The following is a 17,914-nucleotide window of genomic DNA, read 5'->3' as shown; positions in this document are numbered from 1 at the left end:
CCTGCGCCTATAGATCAGGGGGTTCCCTGATCTACTTTTGTAACTGTCGGAACTACAATGAATTAGAGATATAGTTTGGTTATGAAAAAGGATGTGTCTTCTATGCTACAAATAACGGATGAAATGCGAAAAGAACTGAACCAGTTGAGAGATACTATTTATGGTGATCTCACTGCCCTTGCATTTATGTCCAAGTCGGGTGGTAAGTTGCATTGGTATTACGCCTCCGGTAGCCGAAGCAATCGCTATCGCCTTATTTCTTTTAAGATTGGTCATGGTATTGCCGGGATGGCTGTTCGCTTGGGACGTACCGTGACTGTAAGTGCTCTGCTATCAGGTAGTATACGTATGCGTCAGGAATGTGCACTAATGCTGGCCGAGCAGCTTCACTCTGCTGTTGCTATTCCCTTTTCCAGCACAGGGGATCTGCCCAACGGTGTGCTGCTTCTTGGTAATCGTGATGTGAGGATGTTCACAGAGTCTGATGTAGCCGAGGCCACTCAAGTCGCTCAACGCCTTAGCCAACTATGTGCTCACCCTCTTACTCCATAGATCAACAATGCTTCTGTAGATAATGAAACTCATAAAATACTTGATATGACTGTCCCTAACTATCTTTGTTGATTGAAATCCCTAAAATTTGCTATGATTATGACAAAACGCACGGTTTTTTTACCGTTCGAGGGGATGACAAATTGATTCGTATACTAGTAGTGGATGATCACGTTGTCGTACGTTCTGGCCTCATGGCCCTATTGGACGGCAAAAACGGTATCAAGGTAGTAGGAGATGCAGCAGACGGGGATGAGGCAATCCGCAAGGCAGTGGAGCTACAACCTAATGTCGTGCTCATGGATTTTAGCATGCCACCTGGCAAAGATGGTCTCACGGCAACCACTGAATTAAAAAAACAGTTGCCCGATACAGAAGTCCTTATTTTAACGATGCATGATGATGAAGAATATCTGTTCCGGGCCATTCAGGCTGGAGCATCCGGATATATTTTAAAAAGCGCACCTCACGAGGAGTTGCTCGCTGCCATCCAGTCTGTAGCCGAGGGTAGTGCCTATTTGTACCCGAATGCAACCAAACGACTGATGAGTGAATATCTGGACAAAATCAAACAGGAAGGCATAGCCGGACCCTATGAATCCTTGTCTGAGCGGGAGAAAGAGATTCTATCGTGGGTAGCCAAAGGATATGCTAACAAGGAAATTGCCGAGCACCTGGTGATTAGCGTCAAAACCGTAGAGTCCCATAAAAGCAATCTTATGGAGAAGCTTAACTTGAAAACACGACCTGAACTAGTCAAATTCGCACTAAAAAAGGGGCTGCTCCATTATGAATGAACCTTCTAATCCTTTACTGCAGCATGCCTTTGGTGAATCAACCGATACACTGCTGAATGATCTGGAAATTTATATACCAGAGTCCCCTTTTCTCCATGCACTGCGTAACTCACTCCACCAACTATCCAATCTTAAATTTGCTCTAGATACGTCTTCCATCGTTGCTTTGACCGATCATCGAGGTATTATTCAGTACGTGAACGACAAGTTCTGTGAGATTTCGCAATACAGTCGTGAAGAGCTGATCGGTCAGGATCATCGTCTCATTAATTCAGGCTATCATACCCCTGCCTTCATGAAAAACCTGTGGACTACAATCCGTTCAGGTGAGGTATGGCAAGGAGAAATACGTAATCGTGCTAAAGATAACAGCTACTACTGGGTGAATACTACGATCGTTCCGTTTATGGACGAGGAAGGTAAACCCTATCAGTACTTAGCGATCCGCAATGAGGTCACTAAACTAAAGAAAGTAGAAGCAGAACTCCAGTCTATGATGACGCAAGTCATGCAAATACAGGAAGAAGAACGTAAACGCTTTTCAAGAGAGCTACATGATGGGATAGGGCAAAGCTTATTTTCACTTATTATTCAGTTAGACAGCCAACTTGCCGAACAACCTAGTGCTGCTCTGGAGAGTCTTCGTTCGCAGGTGACCGACATCATCAAAGATGTTCGTGGTCTAGCGTGGGAACTTCGTCCCTCAGTTCTGGATGATTTGGGTGTCGTTCCAGCTATAAGAACCTATATTGAAAACTTCTGTTCTCATTACGGGATTGAGGTGCATTTTCAATGCACTCTACGTAAACGCCTTGATATTCGCAAGGAAATAGCAATTTATCGGATTGTACAGGAGGCATTAACGAATGTAGCCAAATACGCAGATGTAGCGGAGGCATATGTCGACGTTGAGGATCAAGATGAAATGATACAAGTGACCATTCGGGATGAGGGCATTGGATTCTCTGGAAAGTCCCAAGGAGAGGGAGTTGGATTGTTTAGTATGGAAGAACGAGCTAGAGGGGTAGGGGGATTTATGAGCATGACCTCTGCTCCAGATGAGGGAACCTCCATCCAGCTGGCCATTCCCGTGTAAAAACTGTCCACTAGATCGGTTATCGGTGTATACCAGTTGTATGATCAGAACGATATACACCGATACCGAGATTATGAATAATCAACACATTGTGGGTACATGAAGATAGATACAAAAAAAAGAGAGAGCTCTGTCCCCAGACAGGCTCTCTTTATTTATAAGGTGTCACCACTGAGGCAACAAGAATCCGCTATAGCAAAAAGCGGGTGATGGGAATCGAACCCACGCTACCAGCTTGGAAGGCTGGAGTTCTACCATTGAACTACACCCGCAAATCAGTATCGGGATGACACGATTTGAACATGCGACCCCCTGGTCCCAAACCAGGTGCTCTACCAAGCTGAGCTACATCCCGACATTATACTTTTTTTAAGAAATGGCGCGCCCTGAGAGATTCGAACTCCCGGCCTTTTGATTCGTAGTCAAACGCTCTATCCAGCTGAGCTAAGGGCGCATATTTAAATCCATAATGAGCAGTCAAGGCGCCACCCAGATTTGAACTGGGGATGAAGCTTTTGCAGAGCTTTGCCTTACCACTTGGCTATGGCGCCGTATGGATAATGGAGCGGACGACGGGAATCGAACCCGCGACCCTCGCCTTGGCAAGGCGATGCTCTACCGCTGAGCCACGTCCGCAAAATATGGTGCGGTCGAGAGGACTCGAACCTCCACGGGGGTTAGCCCACACGGACCTGAACCGTGCGCGTCTGCCAATTCCGCCACGACCGCAAAATAATTATAAATGGTGAGCCATGAAGGACTCGAACCTTCGACACCCTGATTAAAAGTCAGGTGCTCTACCAACTGAGCTAATGGCTCTTAATGGCTGGGGATATAGGATTTGAACCTATGCATGACGGAGTCAAAGTCCGTTGCCTTACCGCTTGGCTAATCCCCAATAAATTAAGAATAAAGGGCGGCCGATGGGGCTTGAACCCACGAATGCCGGAGTCACAGTCCGGTGCGTTAACCACTTCGCCACGACCGCCATATGATTATGAAAAGACTGGTGGAGGATGATGGATTCGAACCACCGAACCCGTAAGGGAGCAGATTTACAGTCTGATGCGTTTGGCCACTTCGCTAATCCTCCAAAATGGTGCCGGCGAGAGGACTTGAACCCCCAACCTACTGATTACAAGTCAGTTGCTCTACCAGTTGAGCTACACCGGCACATTACTCATTTCCCACTTGAAAGGTGGCTCGGGACGGAATCGAACCGCCGACACGAGGATTTTCAGTCCTCTGCTCTACCGACTGAGCTACCGAGCCATATTTTGTTTTATTACTACACCATATAATCCACACTATATATGCTAACTATATATGAGGTTAAAATGGCGGAACTGACGGGATTCGAACCCGCGATCTCCTGCGTGACAGGCAGGCATGTTAGGCCTCTACACCACAGTTCCAGAGGCATTTCCAATAGGAAATTAATTGCGGGGGCAGGATTTGAACCTACGACCTTCGGGTTATGAGCCCGACGAGCTACCGAACTGCTCCACCCCGCGACATTAAAAGGGATTTATCAAATTTTCTTATGGTGGAGGCTGAGGGGATCGAACCCCCGACCCTCTGCTTGTAAGGCAGATGCTCTCCCAGCTGAGCTAAGCCTCCATATTATGACCCGTAGGGGATTCGAACCCCTGTTACCTCCGTGAAAGGGAGGTGTCTTAACCCCTTGACCAACGGGCCTTACAAAATAAGTTCTGGTTCCAATAAATTTATGGCGGAGAGAGAGGGATTCGAACCCTCGCACCACTTTCGCAGTCTAACCCCTTAGCAGAGGGTCCCCTTATAGCCACTTGGGTATCTCTCCGAGTAGCGGCAGAGGGGATCGAACCCCCGACCTCACGGGTATGAACCGTACGCTCTAGCCAGCTGAGCTACGCCGCCACCTTATATATAAAAGTCAGAAATATTCAAAACATGGCTCCCCGAACAGGACTCGAACCTGTGACAACTCGATTAACAGTCGAGTGCTCTACCAACTGAGCTATCAGGGAATATTGGTGGAGCCAAGCGGGATCGAACCGCTGACCTCCTGCGTGCAAGGCAGGCGCTCTCCCAGCTGAGCTATGGCCCCAATCTTTTTGTTATTCTAGAAGTGGTGGGCCTTAGTGGACTCGAACCACCGACCTCACCCTTATCAGGGGTGCGCTCTAACCAGCTGAGCTAAAGGCCCTAACATGTAAAACTTCATCATCCTTTAAAGGATATCGCTTGGCGACGTCCTACTCTCCCAGGACCCTGCGGTCCAAGTACCATCGGCGCTGGAGGGCTTAACGGTCGTGTTCGGGATGGGTACGTGTGGAACCCCTCCGCTATCGCCACCAAACATGAATTTACATCGTAAATTCTACCGTACGGTTATTCGGTTCATCACTTATCGTGTGAATGAATAGCCATGCGCTTGTCGTATGTCACTTGTACATACCTTCAAGGTTACACCCTGAAAACTGGATCCGAAACTCATTTGCGTTTTATTTAGGATAAGCCCTCGACCGATTAGTATTGGTCAGCTCCATGCATTACTGCACTTCCACCCCCAACCTATCTACCTCGTCGTCTTCAAGGGGTCTTACATACTGGGAAATCTCATCTTGAGGGGGGCTTCACGCTTAGATGCTTTCAGCGCTTATCCCTTCCGTACATAGCTACCCAGCGGTGCTCCTGGCGGAACAACTGGTACACCAGCGGTACGTCCATCCCGGTCCTCTCGTACTAAGGACAGCTCCTCTCAAATTTCCTACGCCCACGACAGATAGGGACCGAACTGTCTCACGACGTTCTGAACCCAGCTCGCGTACCGCTTTAATGGGCGAACAGCCCAACCCTTGGGACCTACTTCAGCCCCAGGATGCGATGAGCCGACATCGAGGTGCCAAACCTCCCCGTCGATGTGGACTCTTGGGGGAGATAAGCCTGTTATCCCCAGGGTAGCTTTTATCCGTTGAGCGATGGCCCTTCCATGCGGTACCACCGGATCACTAAGCCCGACTTTCGTCCCTGCTCGACTTGTAGGTCTCGCAGTCAAGCTCCCTTCTGCCTTTGCACTCTTCGAATGATTTCCAACCATTCTGAGGGAACCTTGGGGCGCCTCCGTTACTCTTTAGGAGGCGACCGCCCCAGTCAAACTGCCCACCTGACACTGTCCTCGTACCGGTTCACGGTACCAAGTTAGAACCTAGATACGATCAGGGTGGTATCCCAAGGATGCCTCCTCTCAAGCTGGCGCTCAAGATTCTACGGCTCCCACCTATCCTGTACAGATCGTACCCAAATTCAATATCAAGCTGCAGTAAAGCTCCATGGGGTCTTTCCGTCTTGTCGCGGGTAACCTGCATCTTCACAGGTATTAAAATTTCACCGGATCTCTCGTTGAGACAGCGCCCAAGTCGTTACGCCATTCGTGCGGGTCAGAATTTACCTGACAAGGAATTTCGCTACCTTAGGACCGTTATAGTTACGGCCGCCGTTTACTGGGGCTTCGGTTCATAGCTTCGCCCCGAAGGGCTTACCACTCCCCTTAACCTTCCAGCACCGGGCAGGCGTCAGCCCGTATACTTCGCCTTGCGGCTTCGCACAGACCTGTGTTTTTGCTAAACAGTCGCTTGGGCCTTTTCACTGCGGCCCCCTCGGGCTATTCACCCTACCGAGGCACCCCTTCTCCCGAAGTTACGGGGTCATTTTGCCGAGTTCCTTAACGAGAGTTCTTCCGCGCGCCTTAGAATTCTCTTCTCGCCTACCTGTGTCGGTTTGCGGTACGGGCACCTTCTCCTGGCTAGAGGCTTTTCTTGGCAGTCTGAGATCATGACCTTCGCTACTACAATTTTCGCTCCCCATCACAGCCCAGCCTTACGATGTGCGGATTTGCCTACACACCAGCCTCACTGCTTAGACGGACATCCATCAGTCCGCGTCACTACCCTACTGCGTCACCCCATCGCTCATAACGGATTACGGTGGTACAGGAATTTCGACCTGTTGTCCTTCGACTACGCCTATCGGCCTCGCCTTAGGTCCCGACTTACCCTGAGCGGACGAACCTTCCTCAGGAACCCTTAGGCTTTCGGCGGATCTGATTCTCACAGATCTTTTCGTTACTCATACCGGCATTCTCACTTGAATGCAGTCCAGCGCTCCTTACGGTACACCTTCAACCCGCATTCAACGCTCCCCTACCCCTGATGCAAGCATCAAGCCATAGCTTCGGTGGTGTGTTTAGCCCCGTTACATTTTCGGCGCAGAGTCACTCGACCAGTGAGCTATTACGCACTCTTTCAATGGTGGCTGCTTCTAAGCCAACATCCTGGTTGTCTGTGCAACTCCACATCCTTTCCCACTTAACACACACTTGGGGACCTTAGCTGATGGTCTGGGCTGTTTCCCTTTCGACAATGGATCTTAGCACTCACTGTCTGACTCCCGGAACTAAATCTATGGCATTCGGAGTTTGACTGAGCTTGGTAACCCTTGCGGGCCCCGCACCCAATCAGTGCTCTACCTCCACGATTCTTTTTTCCGAGGCTAGCCCTAAAGCTATTTCGGGGAGAACCAGCTATCTCCGGGTTCGATTGGAATTTCTCCGCTACCCCCACCTCATCCCCGCATTTTTCAACATGCGTGGGTTCGGGCCTCCAGTGCGTGTTACCGCACCTTCACCCTGGACAGGGGTAGATCACCCGGTTTCGGGTCTACGTCCACGTACTCATTCGCCCTATTCAGACTCGCTTTCGCTGCGGCTTCAGCTCTTCACCTTAACCTTGCACGGGAACGTAACTCGCCGGTTCATTCTACAAAAGGCACGCCATCACCCATAGATCGGGCTCTGACTTCTTGTAAGCACACGGTTTCAGGATCTATTTCACTCCCCTTCCGGGGTGCTTTTCACCTTTCCCTCACGGTACTGCTTCACTATCGGTCGCCAGGGAGTATTTAGCCTTGGCAGATGGTCCTGCCGGATTCATACGGGGTTTCACGTGCCCCGCACTACTCGGGATCCGTCTCGGAGAGAACAAGTTTTGAACTACAGGGCTTTTACCTTCTCTGGCGGGCCTTTCCAGACCTCTTCATCTAACCGGTTCCTTTGTAACTCCATGTGAGACGTCCCACAACCCCAAGGAGCAAGCTCCTTGGTTTGGGCTAATCCGCGTTCGCTCGCCGCTACTGACGGAATCACTATTGTTTTCTCTTCCTCAGGGTACTTAGATGTTTCAGTTCCCCTGGTCTGCCTCTATTCTGCCTATGTATTCAGCAGAAAGTGACTGTCGATGAAGACAGCCGGGTTTCCCCATTCGGACATCCCCGGATCAAAGCTTGCTTACAGCTCCCCGAGGCTTTATCGTTGTTCGCCACGTCCTTCGTCGGCTCCTGGCGCCTAGGCATCCTCCGTGTGCTCTTTGTAGCTTAACCTAGTATTTACATCGTAAATACGATTTGCTTTGAACTTCGGTTCAACACTTACGTGTGAATAAAATTCAAGGCAGCTACCTTTATTTCACTTGTTTACACAAGATCAGCTTAAAGGAATATTCTAAAACGCAATTTCGTTTCGGTATCCAGTTTTCAAGGTGCAATACAGTTTCATCGAAACTGTAGCCTGTGTGAATATCGGTCCAACTCAACCGAGTAGATGATAATCATGCAGTATGTTGAGAGTTTGAGCTCTCAAAACTGAGCAACGAGTGAGTAACAGGCCTAAACCTGAGTTTTGAAGCTTACGCTTCATATTTGAATGTTTCCATTGCAGGAAACGATTCTCCATAGAAAGGAGGTGATCCAGCCGCACCTTCCGATACGGCTACCTTGTTACGACTTCACCCCAATCATCTACCCCACCTTCGGCGGCTGGCTCCCTTGCGGGTTACCCCACCGACTTCGGGTGTTGTAAACTCTCGTGGTGTGACGGGCGGTGTGTACAAGACCCGGGAACGTATTCACCGCGGCATGCTGATCCGCGATTACTAGCAATTCCGACTTCATGTAGGCGAGTTGCAGCCTACAATCCGAACTGAGACCGGCTTTTCTAGGATTGGCTCCACCTCGCGATTTCGCTTCCCGTTGTACCGGCCATTGTAGTACGTGTGTAGCCCAGGTCATAAGGGGCATGATGATTTGACGTCATCCCCACCTTCCTCCGGTTTGTCACCGGCAGTCTGCTTAGAGTGCCCAGCTTGACCTGCTGGCAACTAAGCATAAGGGTTGCGCTCGTTGCGGGACTTAACCCAACATCTCACGACACGAGCTGACGACAACCATGCACCACCTGTCTCCTCTGTCCCGAAGGAAAGGTCTATCTCTAGACCGGTCAGAGGGATGTCAAGACCTGGTAAGGTTCTTCGCGTTGCTTCGAATTAAACCACATACTCCACTGCTTGTGCGGGTCCCCGTCAATTCCTTTGAGTTTCAGTCTTGCGACCGTACTCCCCAGGCGGAATGCTTAATGTGTTAACTTCGGCACCAAGGGTATCGAAACCCCTAACACCTAGCATTCATCGTTTACGGCGTGGACTACCAGGGTATCTAATCCTGTTTGCTCCCCACGCTTTCGCGCCTCAGCGTCAGTTACAGCCCAGAGAGTCGCCTTCGCCACTGGTGTTCCTCCACATATCTACGCATTTCACCGCTACACGTGGAATTCCACTCTCCTCTTCTGCACTCAAGCTCCCCAGTTTCCAGTGCGACCCGAAGTTGAGCCTCGGGATTAAACACCAGACTTAAAGAGCCGCCTGCGCGCGCTTTACGCCCAATAATTCCGGACAACGCTTGCCCCCTACGTATTACCGCGGCTGCTGGCACGTAGTTAGCCGGGGCTTTCTTCTCAGGTACCGTCACTCTTGTAGCAGTTACTCTACAAGACGTTCTTCCCTGGCAACAGAGCTTTACGATCCGAAAACCTTCATCACTCACGCGGCGTTGCTCCGTCAGGCTTTCGCCCATTGCGGAAGATTCCCTACTGCTGCCTCCCGTAGGAGTCTGGGCCGTGTCTCAGTCCCAGTGTGGCCGATCACCCTCTCAGGTCGGCTACGCATCGTCGCCTTGGTAGGCCTTTACCCCACCAACTAGCTAATGCGCCGCAGGCCCATCCACAAGTGACAGATTGCTCCGTCTTTCCTCCTTCTCCCATGCAGGAAAAGGATGTATCGGGTATTAGCTACCGTTTCCGGTAGTTATCCCTGTCTTGTGGGCAGGTTGCCTACGTGTTACTCACCCGTCCGCCGCTAGGTTATGTAGAAGCAAGCTTCTACATAACCCCGCTCGACTTGCATGTATTAGGCACGCCGCCAGCGTTCGTCCTGAGCCAGGATCAAACTCTCCATTAAAGACCAACCGAAGTTGGTTTATAGAAAGAGCGATAAGCTCATGTTGAAACTGACGAGATAAAATATCTCTTGTTTGATTTTGCGAACAAAATCGTTTTACTCACTCGTTGTTCAGTTTTCAAAGATCAAACATTTCTCTTTCGCTGCGTTTTTCAGCAGCTATAAGATCATATCATGTTCATTTCAAAAATGCAAGGGTTATTTTTTCTTTTTTTGAAGATCGTTTCACCCAAGCTTTTCGCTTTTGAAACTGCTGTTTTGTTGTCAGCTCAAATAATATATCATAAATCCAAGCAACTTAGCAAGAACTTTTTTTGTTTTTTTTATTTTAGAATAAATCCGTTCATCTTCCAGCTCATTTAAATCAGTCAAGGGGCTAGTTGCCCCTTCATTAGCTGATGACTCCCTCTAGCTCGAATACCTCTGCAGGCCAGTGCAGTTCCACACCTTGGCGAAGAAGAACATTTTGAAAACATCCAAGATGCTCTGCTGATCGGCTCACTTCAATGGGATATACTTCGTTGGAGACACAGTAAGCCGCTAGGCTTCCCGCTGATTCTCCTATATTCCATTCTGTAGGATGCAATCGATAGCAGCCATTAGCTATTTGGGTCATTCCTATATTTTTGCAGGCAGGAAGTAAATTGCGCACTCTCACCGGAATAAGTGATCCCAATGGAATTTCATAGGGATAGTTAGGGATGTAGAATGTTCGCTGAGATACCGTAGTTGGATGAAGATCCAAATGATAGCTACCTACACCTACACTGTCTATATACCGTTTGGGTCCCTCTTCTCCCCGAAGCTCACGACTTACATCAAACTCAGATATCATATACTTGGCCTGAATTCGGCGTGACTCGCGAATATAAGCCGTTTTAGCCAGACCGTCAGATGTGCCGAGAATATCACCCCGTGGTCGAATTCCCGGATAGCCGAACCCTCCATCTAACCGGGGCGCTTCGGTTTGAAGCCAATATATTAATGAACGAGTCAACTCACGCGCTCCTTCACGATGTTTTGCCTGCTCCTGAGCGGTGACACCGATCAATGGCCCTAGGTAATAATCATTTTGCGCCCAGTTTAAAAGAGTTACCTCACCCTCATTTAGCGGTTCGCTCCATATCGAGGGATCTACAATACGACGATAATCCCATAAGGATACAATGCCCTGATCGTTAGGAAACAATGTGAACTGTTTTAGTTTACTGGTATCATCCGCGTCAGTAGCAAACCAGCTCAAAATCGGAAAACGGGAAAAGGAAGGAATATAATTTCTCCAGAAATCATATTGTTGCGGCCGCTCTATAATGAAGCTTTCCTGGGGAATATAGTCTACGGCAGCCACATGTGTGATAGATTGCATATCAAAAGGGTTAGCACGCTCCAGTGCATGAGGTTCACCCGTAGCAGCCCGCGACTCCGCTCCACTCGTATGCTCCACGCCCGCCATTGGAAGGAGATCACCACACTCTGTCGCATCCAGATAAAACGTTCCGTGCAGCACTCTAAATCCACACTTATGATCAGCGCTATTCGAGGTACGGACAGTTACAGAAGTAATACAGTCCCCATCCGTCTGAACGGCAATAGGCACGGTGTGATAGTGTACATGAACGCGCCCCGTATTCAAATAGGGAGCGAGCATATCTTCAAGCACCCGCAGAGCTACCCGTGGTTCATGGGCCAGACGGCTTACCCAACCGTTCCCAGGGTTGAGAATGGGATTATTCCGTGCTTCTTCGGTTAACGGATAGTTCTGACGGTAATAGTCACGCACACGATTACGGAACTCACGGTATGTTGCTGTGCAGCCAAATTGTTCGATCCATCGATGCTCATCTGGGGGAACCGCCTGTGAAGTTAACTGCCCCCCTAACCAATCCGTCTCCTCCGTCACGATGACTCTCATGCCAGCCTTCGCCGCCGCAAGAGCTGCCGATGTCCCCCCCAGACCTCCGCCAATCACAACAATGTCGGTATCAAGCCGTTTTTGCGTCATGGTTTGTTCCCCTTTCATTCTTGTACTAGGACTCGGTCATTTCAAAAGCAAGCCGTGCAGCGCCGATGATTCCAGCGCGATTGCCCAACAATGCCCGACTTACTTCCGTTTGAACTCCAAGTTGGTGCAGGTGCTTTTCCAGCATGGGCCACCAGACCTCTCCCGCGTCCGCTACTCCTCCGCCTACAATGATTGCCTCAGGATCAAGAGGCACCGAGATATTAGATAGAAGCACAGCTAAATCTGCGGTGTAATCATCCAGCACCTGGATTGCTTCCTGGTTACCGTGAGCGGCCTCTTTCACAATCTCGTTCCCTGAGCGGTACAATTTACCGACGTGTTCCCTACCTCGACGTAACAGGGCGCTCCCCGATACATATTGCTCGGCGCACCCTTTTTTTCCACAATTGCAGGGATGTCCCCCCGGGAATAGAATACTGTGCCCCCAATCCCCGCCGCTCCAATGAGCCCCTCTGCACAAGAGGTCATTTTCCATATATGCACCTCCGACACCTGTTCCCAACGTGAGCATCACCAAGCGTCGTTTGCCCTTCCCCGCTCCCTGCCACGCTTCTCCAAGTAAAGCGGCGTTCGCATCATTATCAGCAACCGCTCGTAAAGCCAGTTTTTCTCTAGCCCACGTTACCAAGGATGTACCTTGCCAGCCAGGTAGGTTATCTGTGGCATACACAACTTCGCCGCTCTCCACATTTACTCGGCCAGCAGTAGCAATGCCTAGAGCGCCTACATCTATATGGGCACCGATGCTGGTATCTCCAAAAGAACGCAACAGTCCGAGCACAGATTCTGACACCCGCGACAACACCCATTCACGTCCACGGGAAGCGTCCGTATCCAGCCGGATTTCATCAAGCACCGATCCGTCCTGTGCCACTATGGCGGCCTTCACCGATGTGCCCCCAATGTCGATTCCAATGACTCTGTTCACAGCAGCTGCCACCACACCAACCTCCTTGTTGCCCCACATAAAAGCTTACTAGCTCTTTTTACAAACCTTCTATCTAGTAGCAATACATGAATAGCCATTCATATGCACCACAAACACAAGTCATTGAACTGTCAGAGTGCACAGTTTTCAATTCACAACTGAAAAATCTCAATAACTTCGTTCAATAACCGCCCTCGCTGTTTTTTCCTTCATCTGTTTGGTGTGATTCGTGTGCTTGCGAGCAAGCCCTTCGCAGATGAGGTCAATCACGAATAGCTGTGAAATTTTAGCGCCGATCGAACCACCTTCTATCGGGGCTTCCTTGCCTGCGGTCAGTAACACGATATCAGCAATGGAGGTAATGGGTGATTTCGCATAATTCGTAATTGCGATAACAGTTGCACCGTTTTGCTTGGCTTTGTGCAGCATATCGTTCGTATCCAGCGTACTTCCTGATACACTGATGCCGATAGCGACATCACCCGGGTTCATGGATACCGCCATCATCGACTGAATATGTCCGTCTGCCACAGCCTCGGCGCGGCGCCCAATCCGTAAGAAACGATTTTTAGCATCCTGCGCGGAAATTCCCGAAGCGCCTACGCCGAAAAATTGAACATAGCCCGCTTGATCGAGACACGCAATCGCACGACCAAGCTCTGAATGGTCCAGCAGTCCCATACTGGAGTGCAAAATATCGAGCATGTTGTGATACACCGTACGCGTAATATCTTGTTCGTCATCTGGGTCGATGTTCTCCTCGCCCATATCGGTTTTACGATAAGTCTGGTTTTGTGCCAGGGACAGTCGGAAATCCTGATAACCTTTGAAACCAATTTTCCGACAAAAACGCATCACCGTCGTTTCGCCTGTACCTGCAAAATCCGCCAGCTCCGTCACGGAGAAATATATGATATCTGCGGGATGCTCCAGTACGCACAAGGCGACTTTCTGCTCCGATTTCGTTAATGAAGGATAGTACGTGTTAATTCGGTCGTTCATCTCCATAGATGCATTTCACTGCCTTCCTTGCGGCATCGGCAAACCGCTGCGTAATCAATTGGGGTCTGGTAATCGCCGAGCCTACAACCACTGCATGTGCTCCCATTCGGAATGCTTCCTCAACCTGCGCTGGATCATAGATTTTGCCTTCTGCAATTAAAGGAACAGGAACCAGTTCTGACGCTCTCCGAACCAGCTCCAGATCAGGACCCTCAATCTGAGTAGAGTACGGCGTATACCCGGATAACGTGGTGGATACGCAGTCTGCGCCAAGGGAGGCCGCATGAAGCGCCTCCTCCAGTGTCGATATGTCTGCCATGGAAGTGACTCCCTGCTCATGGGCATAATCTAGGAGCCTCTTCAGCTTGCATCCCGCTGGGCGCGGTCGTAATGTGGCATCCAGCGCAATGATATCCGCACCTGCCTCCACCAGTTCCTCTATTTCACGAAGGGTAGGCGTAATGTAAATATCAGAATCATCATAATCCCGCTTAATCAAGCCAATGACTGGTAGAGAAATCGCCTGTTTAATCGCACGTACATCCGATGCGCCATTGGCACGAATCGCTACAGCTCCACCCTGCTGTGCGGCACGCGCCATTTTGACCATAGAATCTGCTCCATGCAACGGTTCGCCTGGTAGCGCCTGACAGGACACGATCAGTCCGTGCTGAACTTTGGATAATACACCTTCCATTCCCATAGGAATCATCCTCTCTTCTCGGCATGATGCCGTACGGTTAATCCGACTTCAAAGGTGCGGTTCCACGGCATGTAGCAATCTGTAACTTCCACGCAGCCTTCCGGCCCGTTCACATATTCATTGAGTGCCTGCTCCAGCCGTCCGCGAATAGCCGCAGCTACCGAGCCTCTCGGTCCATCGAGCATAAACTTGGTAAAACCCATTTGCTCCACAATTCCGTTATTCATAGCCGTACGTACCACAGCGCAATAACAGGCATCCTCGGCGTAGCGCAGCGACAGAAAATCCAAATGTTCCTCCGTAGAGCCATAGTGAGTATACAGCATAGACTGGGCAATGACGGTGCCCAGCGTGTTAGAACTGGTATTCCAGCCTGCATAACCTGCCAGCTTAAAAAGCAGTCCTTTTTGCTTTAATAGTCTAAGTAGCTTGAGATCTGCGCCGTTGGCGTAGCCCACATCAGCAACTGCAACATTTTGGCCTGCATATTGCAGCATATAAGAACCGTACTCAACCAGCTCTACTACATTCCGATGTACATCATATCCGGCCATTGCACGCTGCTGGGATGAAGCCTCTGCCATCGTGTCACCGGGTGTGTTAGCCAACAAAATCAAATCAGCCTCCGTTGCTGAGGAAGCTATCAGCCCACCTGCCGCCATAATCTGATATTTTAAGGTTTCGTAAAAATAGCGATCTTCAAAAAGCGGAACTACGAATGCCCCCTGCAAAGCAGACAATCGGGGATACACCAGTGGGACTACATTATTCATCTTGTTAACCCAACGAGCCAGCAATGTACAACCCACTTCATCTGCCCCTGGGTACATGTATACATTCAAATCCAGCCCAAGCTCAGAAATACGACTTCTTAGCCGCTGCTGATCCTTGGCGGTATAGCCGTAGGGAGCCGAATCATCCTGTGGGATGATCATAAAATCAATGATACCTTCTGCTACGAGATCCAGTGCAACTTCATTAGCCTCCAAATTCACATGGCGACGCCCCAGGTAATCATCCAGTACTTCCATTGGCAAACGCTCTTTAATATCAGTTAATTCGAGCAACTCTTCTGCGGTAGCGATCCCTAGCTCCTGACGATGCTCAATGAAGCCCTTTCGGAATATCTCACGCCCCCAATCGGCATAGTAATCCGGTTCTTCATCAGCCAAAGAGTATTGTGGACAACGCATAATCAGTTGAAATGCATACAGAGTCAGTTGCGGATATTGTTGCTTTAGCCTGCGAAGCCGATTCACTCTATCTCTGACCTGCTCGCTCGACATACCGTGTAGTCGAGAAGGTACGATTCCTCCGTACAGCAACGTATCCATCGCCACAATGGCTCCATCAGCAGTAGCCGCGCGTTCTTCGAGCCATGTCCACAGTCTGGTCGTATCGCCAGGGGTTTTCTTTTGTCCCATCCATTCTAATGGGGGCCGCTCCATTTCCAAGTCTGTACCCTGTGCCAGTAAATAAGGAAATTGATAATTACAGGGCCGCTCATCCAGCGGTATAAAAAGTAATCGGGTGTTTGACTTCACCGTACGTTCCACCTCTCCTGAAAATTACCGTTATCCTAACGGCAAATGATTATTTTCAGGGCAGCTATGCTGCCTTGGTTTCTTAATCCAACGCAAATACTCACAAGATCAGTCGATATTTGCCTTGTTCGTCCTGATCGACATAACCCCACTGCGCGGCAGCACGGATCGCCGGATTGCTACCCAGCCGAGCCTCCGCTTCTAAGCAAGCAGTGATACCGCGTCGCAGTTTTCCTGCGATTTCGTCCGTCAGAGGCGACGGCTCTTGCCCGTCAACTGCTTCGCTCGGCGTGTTGTTCTCCCCCGACTGTGCATCGTCCTGTCGCTCGCCGCTGAGCGCAGCTTGGCGCAGCACATGCCACAGGCCTGCGTCCAGCTCGGCACGTTCCAGCCACGGCGCGGCCTGGGACACGAAACCTGCCGCCGGATCATCAGCAGGCACGTTCCGTAGGACACTCACGGTCTGAAGCAGCCGCTCAAAGTACATATCCAGCGCAGGGATATCGCGCATTTGCAAAGCAGGATCCACGTCCTCATACGTGCTGCCGCCCAGTCGGCTGTTCCTGTTTTGACGACAGAAAAACATCAGTTCATCCGCACGCTCTCCCGCTAACTCCCGCGCAGCCCATTGCCAAGATAACTCAGGCATATACCGTTCACTGTTCCACATATAGTGTGACATCGTAATGAGCGTCACTTTGGAGCATTCCCACTGATTCATCGGGTTGGCCACCATACCGGTATGTCCGCAGTCTGGTAGCCCGGAATACCGTCCGCGCAGCGGATCAAGGAATAACCGATCATGGTCGCAATCATTCACCGGGATGTTATCCCACAGCCACAGCTCATGCCCAAAGAATGCATGATTATCAGCGGCGTGCTCTCGACTAATCTGTGGGGCAAAAACAAAGTACCCCGTCCAGAACACCTTAATCTCCGGATGCAGCCGCTCACGGAAATCCTTTTTGTATTCAGTATCCCAATACGACCAATATTCCGAGGGACAGACCGTCAGCGTAAATTCAGGCAGCCGTTCAGCCAGCCATGTGTGAACCTTCTTCGTCAAAAAGACATGAGCGTGACCCGATCGGCCCAGCAAATGTCGATTTTCCCCTTTGAGTACATAATCAATATCATCCATTAATACAGAAAAATGACGTACGCCAATCGCAATCACGGCCGCCAGCTTTTCCGTCAATTTAAGGAAATCTTCATCGCTGCCAAAGCTTAGGTCGTTCCCTGGACTGATACAGTAATGAAAATCAATCTCATGCCGTTCGCAGGCTTCCTTCAATTCGCGGATCTGGTCAAATGTATCCTCAGGGTACGGCTCTCTCCATAGCTCACGATGATATGGATCATCCTTGGGGGCATACATGAACGTATTCATCCGATGCGCAGCCATAAAACGGACGGCATCCAGCCGATCCGCGAAACTCCACGGTTTCCCATAGAAGCCTTCAATAATTCCTCTGACCGGGAAGGAAGGCTCATCCCGAATAGACATCACTGGCAGAGTACATCGCTCCTGTTCCACCTGAAGCAGGAGATGCAGGGCATCCATGCCGTATCTGAGCCCTCTTTTATTGGAAGCATGGATTTCAATCCGCCCGTCCTTCTGAATGTCCAACCGATATCCGTCCGCAGAAAGCGTTCCGTCATATTCGAGCACCAATTGCACGCTTCCCCGTGTTTCAGTCGGTACACCCGGTCCTGGAGGCACAATTAGCTTGATCGGTCCCTCGGGGTCCAGCACACCTTCATACTCCTGATTCATTGCAAAGCGAGAGGACAGTTCACAGATCAGACGCGGTTCGGAGATAACCAGCCTTTCCCCGCTGTCATACACATCACGAAAATAATATTGAATCTCCTGCGGTGTTAGCCCTACATCTGAATGAGACCCCATTCCTTTGGACAATTTCATCGTAATCGTCTCCT

9 protein-coding genes, 21 tRNA genes and 3 rRNA genes are annotated in these 17,914 nt (G+C 50.0%); 3 read left to right on the top strand and 30 right to left on the bottom strand.

Going from position 1 to position 17,914, the window contains the following annotated elements:
- Positions 1–102: 102 nt before the first annotated feature.
- The 3 genes from KAI36_RS01910 to KAI36_RS01900 all read left to right on the top strand — a co-directional run bounded on the left by KAI36_RS01910 (position 103) and on the right by KAI36_RS01900 (position 2,445).
- Positions 103–552 carry a GAF domain-containing protein gene (locus KAI36_RS01910; RefSeq protein ID WP_220026772.1) on the top strand — a complete coding sequence of 150 codons (450 nt, stop codon included), beginning with the start codon at positions 103–105 and terminating at the stop codon, positions 550–552.
- A gap of 143 nt (positions 553–695) precedes the next feature.
- On the top strand, positions 696–1,349 hold the full coding sequence (locus tag KAI36_RS01905; protein WP_016818376.1) for a response regulator: 654 nt from the start codon (positions 696–698) through the stop codon (positions 1,347–1,349).
- Positions 1,342–2,445: a PAS domain-containing sensor histidine kinase gene (locus KAI36_RS01900; protein WP_220026771.1), complete on the top strand. Its 1,104-nt coding sequence runs from the start codon at positions 1,342–1,344 to the stop codon at positions 2,443–2,445. Before KAI36_RS01905 ends, KAI36_RS01900 begins: the two co-directional genes overlap by 8 nt.
- A gap of 201 nt (positions 2,446–2,646) precedes the next feature.
- Here KAI36_RS01900 and KAI36_RS01895 read toward each other — a convergent pair.
- The 30 genes from KAI36_RS01895 to KAI36_RS01750 form a co-directional block, all read right to left on the bottom strand.
- Positions 2,647–2,717 (bottom strand) — tRNA-Gly (locus KAI36_RS01895).
- Between the two features lie 9 nt (positions 2,718–2,726).
- Positions 2,727–2,800, bottom strand: a tRNA-Pro gene (locus KAI36_RS01890).
- Positions 2,801–2,822: 22 nt separating this feature from the next.
- A tRNA-Arg gene (locus KAI36_RS01885) sits at positions 2,823–2,899 on the bottom strand.
- A 26-nt stretch (positions 2,900–2,925) separates the two neighbouring features.
- Positions 2,926–2,996 (bottom strand) — tRNA-Cys (locus KAI36_RS01880).
- Between the two features lie 10 nt (positions 2,997–3,006).
- A tRNA-Gly gene (locus tag KAI36_RS01875) sits at positions 3,007–3,081 on the bottom strand.
- 6 nt (positions 3,082–3,087) lie between these two features.
- A tRNA-Leu gene (locus KAI36_RS01870) sits at positions 3,088–3,174 on the bottom strand.
- Positions 3,175–3,188: 14 nt separating this feature from the next.
- Positions 3,189–3,264: transfer RNA gene (locus KAI36_RS01865), tRNA-Lys, on the bottom strand.
- A 4-nt stretch (positions 3,265–3,268) separates the two neighbouring features.
- Positions 3,269–3,343 (bottom strand) — tRNA-Gln (locus KAI36_RS01860).
- Positions 3,344–3,360: 17 nt separating this feature from the next.
- Positions 3,361–3,433, bottom strand: a tRNA-His gene (locus tag KAI36_RS01855).
- Between the two features lie 19 nt (positions 3,434–3,452).
- Positions 3,453–3,538, bottom strand: a tRNA-Tyr gene (locus KAI36_RS01850).
- Between the two features lie 4 nt (positions 3,539–3,542).
- Positions 3,543–3,618 (bottom strand) — tRNA-Thr (locus KAI36_RS01845).
- Between the two features lie 26 nt (positions 3,619–3,644).
- Positions 3,645–3,717 (bottom strand) — tRNA-Phe (locus KAI36_RS01840).
- Positions 3,718–3,783: 66 nt separating this feature from the next.
- Positions 3,784–3,860, bottom strand: a tRNA-Asp gene (locus KAI36_RS01835).
- Positions 3,861–3,885: 25 nt separating this feature from the next.
- Positions 3,886–3,959, bottom strand: a tRNA-Met gene (locus KAI36_RS01830).
- A gap of 30 nt (positions 3,960–3,989) precedes the next feature.
- Positions 3,990–4,065: transfer RNA gene (locus KAI36_RS01825), tRNA-Val, on the bottom strand.
- A gap of 6 nt (positions 4,066–4,071) precedes the next feature.
- Positions 4,072–4,143: transfer RNA gene (locus KAI36_RS01820), tRNA-Glu, on the bottom strand.
- A 32-nt stretch (positions 4,144–4,175) separates the two neighbouring features.
- Positions 4,176–4,267: transfer RNA gene (locus KAI36_RS01815), tRNA-Ser, on the bottom strand.
- Positions 4,268–4,270: 3 nt separating this feature from the next.
- A tRNA-Met gene (locus tag KAI36_RS01810) sits at positions 4,271–4,344 on the bottom strand.
- Between the two features lie 34 nt (positions 4,345–4,378).
- Positions 4,379–4,454 (bottom strand) — tRNA-Asn (locus tag KAI36_RS01805).
- 4 nt (positions 4,455–4,458) lie between these two features.
- Positions 4,459–4,534: transfer RNA gene (locus KAI36_RS01800), tRNA-Ala, on the bottom strand.
- Positions 4,535–4,556: 22 nt separating this feature from the next.
- Positions 4,557–4,633, bottom strand: a tRNA-Ile gene (locus KAI36_RS01795).
- 36 nt (positions 4,634–4,669) lie between these two features.
- Positions 4,670–4,786, bottom strand: a 5S ribosomal RNA gene (gene rrf / locus KAI36_RS01790).
- Between the two features lie 150 nt (positions 4,787–4,936).
- Positions 4,937–7,863: ribosomal RNA gene (locus tag KAI36_RS01785) — 23S ribosomal RNA — on the bottom strand.
- A gap of 354 nt (positions 7,864–8,217) precedes the next feature.
- Positions 8,218–9,773 (bottom strand): 16S ribosomal RNA (locus KAI36_RS01780).
- The 16S, 23S and 5S rRNA genes sit together here with 21 tRNA genes alongside, the layout of an rRNA operon.
- A gap of 391 nt (positions 9,774–10,164) precedes the next feature.
- Complete coding sequence (locus KAI36_RS01775) at positions 10,165–11,775, bottom strand: FAD-dependent oxidoreductase (protein ID WP_220026770.1); 1,611 nt, start codon at positions 11,773–11,775, stop codon at positions 10,165–10,167.
- Positions 11,776–11,800: 25 nt separating this feature from the next.
- Positions 11,801–12,763, bottom strand: coding sequence for an ROK family protein (locus KAI36_RS01770; RefSeq protein WP_220026769.1), 963 nt, complete (start codon positions 12,761–12,763; stop codon positions 11,801–11,803).
- Positions 12,764–12,892: 129 nt separating this feature from the next.
- Positions 12,893–13,732 (bottom strand): MurR/RpiR family transcriptional regulator, encoded by an 840-nt coding sequence (locus tag KAI36_RS01765; protein ID WP_061832131.1) that lies wholly within the window; start codon positions 13,730–13,732, stop codon positions 12,893–12,895.
- On the bottom strand, positions 13,710–14,429 hold the full coding sequence (locus KAI36_RS01760) for an N-acetylmannosamine-6-phosphate 2-epimerase (RefSeq protein WP_220026768.1): 720 nt from the start codon (positions 14,427–14,429) through the stop codon (positions 13,710–13,712). Before KAI36_RS01760 ends, KAI36_RS01765 begins: the two co-directional genes overlap by 23 nt.
- Positions 14,430–14,434: 5 nt before the next feature.
- Entirely contained in the window at positions 14,435–15,973 is a 1,539-nt protein-coding gene (locus tag KAI36_RS01755) for a DUF4127 family protein (protein WP_220026767.1), read from the bottom strand.
- Positions 15,974–16,073: 100 nt separating this feature from the next.
- Positions 16,074–17,900 (bottom strand): protein O-GlcNAcase, encoded by a 1,827-nt coding sequence (locus KAI36_RS01750; RefSeq protein WP_220026766.1) that lies wholly within the window; start codon positions 17,898–17,900, stop codon positions 16,074–16,076.
- Positions 17,901–17,914 lie beyond the last annotated feature (14 nt).

It is taken from the genome of Paenibacillus sp. S02, from assembly GCF_019454065.1.
In the GTDB taxonomy this organism is placed as follows: domain Bacteria; phylum Bacillota; class Bacilli; order Paenibacillales; family Paenibacillaceae; genus Paenibacillus; species Paenibacillus polymyxa_B.
This window is presented reverse-complemented; position numbering and strand designations above follow the sequence as displayed.